This is a genomic window from Longimicrobium sp. (assembly GCF_036280135.1).
GTDB lineage: Bacteria > Gemmatimonadota > Gemmatimonadetes > Longimicrobiales > Longimicrobiaceae > Longimicrobium.
In genome coordinates, this window is sequence record NZ_DASURI010000672.1 from 1 (window position 1) to 3840 (window position 3840).

Sequence of the window (3840 nt, forward strand, 5' to 3'; positions counted from 1 at the left end):
GTGGTCGACGAGCTGCTCAGGGGTCACTCACGGCCTGTGTCCTGGCGCGTCTGGATGCTCAACAGGCTCTTGTTTGTTGATCCCAATCGCGAGGTGCTTGCCACGGCGCGGGAGTACATCCAAAGCAAGGTGATGCCCAATGATCCTCTTGGGGATGCGCTGCATCTGGCTCTTGCTTCGCACTATAAATGCGATGTGCTCGCCACCTGGAACTTCCGCCACCTGGCGAATCCCAACAAATTGGATCATATCCGAAGGATCAACGAGCGTTTGAACCTGTTCGTCCCGAGAATCTGCACTCCATCAGACCTGCTGGAGGACCGGCCATGACAAAGAACGGCATGGAGGAGATGTTTGAGGAGATAGATCAAGCCCGGCGTGAGATCATGGCCGAGCACGGGAACAACTGGCAGAAGGTCATCGAATATTACATCGAAGAAGGCAAGAAGAACCCGAACCGCATCTTCCACGCTCCACGCCCGGTGGGCGATGAACCATCCGCCGCCTGACCCAGTTGCTGTCTCTCAGCGGTTTCACTCCGGATCCAATCGGAGAAGAGTGACGATGGACGACAAGCGTGAAATCGTCGTCGGCGAGATCATGGGGAGCAAGTCCGTGCTCGTTTCCGCGGAGGGTGCCGCGCTCCGCGTGGTGGAAACCAAGCTCACGGGACGACTGCGGAAGGGACTCACGGCCGGCATTCGCGGCCTTGGCGGCCGGACCGGCGACCGCGAGCACACCGGGGCGAAGCATCGCGACGTGCGGTAAGCGTTACAGATCAGGGCTCCGGGCGCACGCGTCGCCCGGAGCCCTGATCACGGTAGCGGCATCCGCACCTCGGCGGGCGAGGTGCGGATGAGCTGTCGTCCTAATTAGCAGTGGTACTCGTCGCAGCTCCAGCAGCTTCCCCAGCAGCTGCGGCCGCAGGTGTAGAAACAGTCGGACGCGTACGGGTCGCAGCTGCCGCACGTCTCGCCGCCGCTGCCGCACTCCTCGACGCTCGTTTCGCGTCCCAGCACGGTCCCGCGCTCACCCTCCGGAGCGGCGGTGGCGAAGGTCTCGACCTCCAGCTCTTCCAGCTTCATCGTCAGCTTGCGCATTCGGTCCTCCAGGCGAATGAGTGATGGATCCGGCTTGCATCCAACCTGAACCGGACATCATCTGATCCGCAACCCGGAGTATGGGCGGATGCACGCCCGTTGCGCGACGGCCGGCGCCCTGGCAGACTGCGTCATCCCATCCTCCGCCCCCCTTACCTCGGCGACCCATGCACTTGCGTTCCGGACTGGCGGCTTTCGCGCTCGCAATCCTCCTCGCGCGTCCCCTCGCCGCGCAGCAGGCGGAGCCACGCGTGTGGGACGCGGGCGCACGGGCGTGGGTGGGGGTGGGCGCGATGGCGGATGCGCTCGCGCGGTACGACGTCGTCTTTGTCGGCGAGCAGCACGACGACCCCGCCACGCACCGCTTCGAGGCGGTGCTGCTGGACTCCGTGGGGCAACGCGCGGGGCACGTGCTGCTGTCGCTGGAGATGTTCGAGCGTGACGTGCAGCCGCTGCTGGACGACCATGCCATCGGACGCGTGACGGATTCCGTGTTCCTGGCGCGATCGCGGCCGTGGCCCAACTACGCGGGCGACTACCGGCCGCTGGTGCGGGCGGCCGCCGCGCGCCGCTGGCCCATCGTGGCTGCCAACGTGCCGCGCCCGCTGGCGTCCGCCGTCTCGCGCGGGGGATGGGCGGCGCTGGACACGCTGCCGGATCCGCATCGCCGATGGTACGCCGCACAGCGCCAGTGCGCGCCGGAGGGTGAGTACTTTCGCCGCTTTGGCGAGGCCATGGGCGGAGCGCCCAGCCACGGCGGGCAGGCTGACACGGCGGCAGCCAGCGCCATGCTCGTGCGCTTTTATCAGGCGCAGTGCCTCAAGGACGAGACGATGGCGGAATCCATCGACCGGGCGCGGCAGGCGTGGCCGGGGTGGAAGGTGATTCACTACAACGGCGCCTTTCACAGCGACCACCGGCTGGGCACGGTGGAGCGCCTGGCGCGGCGGCTTCCCTCCGCGCGCATCGCCGTCGTGGCGGTGGTGCCCGTGCCGGACGTGACCGCCGCAGACCCGGCGGAGCACGCCGGCCGGGGCGACTACCTCGTCTTCGTCCCCGCGCCAACAGAGGCCGCGCCGGCCGAGGCGTCGCAGTGACGGTACGAAAGGTCCTCGCCCGGCGCGACGACGCGCTGGGCGCGCGCGTCGTCCGCACCGTGCCGCTGGTCTACGCGGCCGGGCCGGACGAGGCGCTGGACCGGCCGGCGCACGTCCGCGCGGGGAGCGGGCTGGCGTGGCTGGGCGGGGAGCTGGTCTGCATCCAGGACGACACGCACTTCGTCGCCCGCATCGAGCCGGACACGGGCCGCGCGCACGCCGTTCCCCTCCCCGCGGGCGAGGGCGGGCTGCGCCAGTTCGACGACGTGCGCGGCAACAAGCGCTTCAAGCTGGACCTGGAGGCGTGCACCGTCGTCCCGGACGGCCAGGGCGGCGAGATGCTGCTGGCGTTCGGCTCGGGCTCGTCGTCCCTGCGCGAGCGCATTCTGCGCCTGGCGGACGCGCGGGCGCCGCACCCGTACGTGGAGCTGCGCGAGGCCATTACGCTCTACGCGCGGCTGCGCGAGGCCGCGGCGTTCAGCGGGAGCGAGCTCAACGTGGAGGGCGCCGTCTGGCGCGGCGACCGCGTGCTGCTGCTCAACCGCGGCAACGGCGCGCCCGTGGATGGCCGCCTTCCCATCGACGCCACCTGCGAGATCGGCTGGGCGGCCCTGCTGTCGTACCTGGACGGCCCCGGCGGCCAGTCCGCGCCCGCGCCGCAGTCCATCATCCAGTACGACCTGGGTACCCTCGACGGGTGGCGGCTCACGTTCACGGACGCGGCGGTGGCGGGCGACGCGCTGGTCTACACGGCGTCGGCGGAGGCGTCGCCCAACGCGGTGGACGACGGGCCCGTGGCCGGCTCGGCGCTGGGCATCATCGGCGCGGACGGCGAGGCGCGCTGGACGGAGCTGCGCGGGGCGGACGGCGGGCGGTTCGACGGCAAGGTGGAGGGCATCGCGCGCGGGCCGCGCCCCGGCACGGTCTTCGTCATCGTGGACCGCGACGATCCGCACCGCCCGTCGGACCTGTGCGAGGTGGCGCTGTCGGGCGATTGGCCGGTGTAGGTGTTCGCCGCCTTCGGGCGACGTGTCATTCGGACAGGGGGTGGCCAGACCTGTCTTTCAATGGAGCCCAGGGAGCGTCATCCTGAGTCACCGGCGCTGCGCGCACCCTGCGGGATGAAAGCCACCGCAGTTCAACCTCCCCCAGGGGTTATTGGGGGAGGTGGGCGAGCTCCGCGAGCCCGGAGGGGGCGCTCGCGCGGGGCACGCCACCCCGCACGAGCCCAGCCGCGGCTTTCTATTCAGGGAGCACCGCGCGTAAAGTGAGCGCGCGCAGGACTTTGGCGCGACCTTCGTCGCCGTCCGAGATCGCATCCAGGCAGGATTCGCGCGGCGGCTCCTCAGGATGACGCATCGGGGCAGGCTCAACGAAAAAGGCCGGCGTTCCGTCTCGGAAGCGCCGGCCTCGTCGTTGGAAGCGGATCGATCAGGCGCCGGCCAGGTAGGCGCGGGCGGCAGCCTCCAGCACGCGGACGGCCACGGGCATGCAGTCCTCGCACAGGTCGAAGCGCGGCGAGTGGTGCGGCTCCGTCATCCCCTTCTCCTCGCTGCGCCCGCCCACGAAGAAGTAGCAGCCGGGGACCCGCGTGAGCACGTCGCCAAAGTCCTCCGCCGCCATCGTGCGCACGTCCGGGTCGG

Annotated in this window: 6 protein-coding genes and 1 pseudogene; 5 read left to right on the top strand and 2 right to left on the bottom strand. The window is 69.8% G+C overall.

Annotated elements, in window-relative coordinates; translation table 11 throughout:
* The 3 genes from VFZ20_RS21815 to VFZ20_RS21825 form a co-directional block, all read left to right on the top strand.
* Positions 1-330: hypothetical protein (locus tag VFZ20_RS21815; RefSeq protein ID WP_329686064.1), on the top strand; the 330-nt coding region annotated here is incomplete at its 5' end.
* A complete protein-coding gene (locus VFZ20_RS21820; protein WP_329686065.1) occupies positions 327-509 on the top strand; it encodes a hypothetical protein in 183 nt (60 codons plus the stop codon). The genes VFZ20_RS21815 and VFZ20_RS21820, both read left to right, overlap by 4 nt.
* A gap of 55 nt (positions 510-564) precedes the next feature.
* Positions 565-768, top strand: a complete 204-nt coding sequence (locus tag VFZ20_RS21825) for a hypothetical protein (protein WP_329686066.1) — start codon at positions 565-567, stop codon at positions 766-768.
* Between the two features lie 104 nt (positions 769-872).
* Here the strand turns inward: VFZ20_RS21825 and VFZ20_RS21830 are convergent, their stop codons facing one another.
* Positions 873-1100, bottom strand: a complete 228-nt coding sequence (locus tag VFZ20_RS21830; protein ID WP_329686067.1) for a hypothetical protein — start codon at positions 1098-1100, stop codon at positions 873-875.
* Positions 1101-1267: 167 nt separating this feature from the next.
* On the opposite strand from VFZ20_RS21830, the gene VFZ20_RS21835 reads away from it, so the two are divergent.
* Positions 1268-2197 (top strand): ChaN family lipoprotein, encoded by a 930-nt coding sequence (locus VFZ20_RS21835; RefSeq protein WP_329686068.1) that lies wholly within the window; start codon positions 1268-1270, stop codon positions 2195-2197.
* Entirely contained in the window at positions 2194-3204 is a 1011-nt protein-coding gene (locus tag VFZ20_RS21840; RefSeq protein WP_329686069.1) for a DUF6929 family protein, read from the top strand. The genes VFZ20_RS21835 and VFZ20_RS21840 overlap by 4 nt, the downstream gene beginning before the upstream one ends.
* A gap of 424 nt (positions 3205-3628) precedes the next feature.
* Here the strand turns inward: VFZ20_RS21840 and VFZ20_RS21845 are convergent.
* A pseudogene (locus VFZ20_RS21845) lies at positions 3629-3840 on the bottom strand (amidohydrolase); the annotation flags it as partial.

Coding starts and splice junctions, on each gene's coding strand:
- VFZ20_RS21820 (WP_329686065.1), top strand. CDS start 327: ATGACAAAGAACGGCATGGAGGAGATGTTTGAGGAGATAGATCAAGCC.
- VFZ20_RS21825 (WP_329686066.1), top strand. CDS start 565: ATGGACGACAAGCGTGAAATCGTCGTCGGCGAGATCATGGGGAGCAAG.
- VFZ20_RS21830 (WP_329686067.1), bottom strand. CDS start 1,100: ATGCGCAAGCTGACGATGAAGCTGGAAGAGCTGGAGGTCGAGACCTTC.
- VFZ20_RS21835 (WP_329686068.1), top strand. CDS start 1,268: ATGCACTTGCGTTCCGGACTGGCGGCTTTCGCGCTCGCAATCCTCCTC.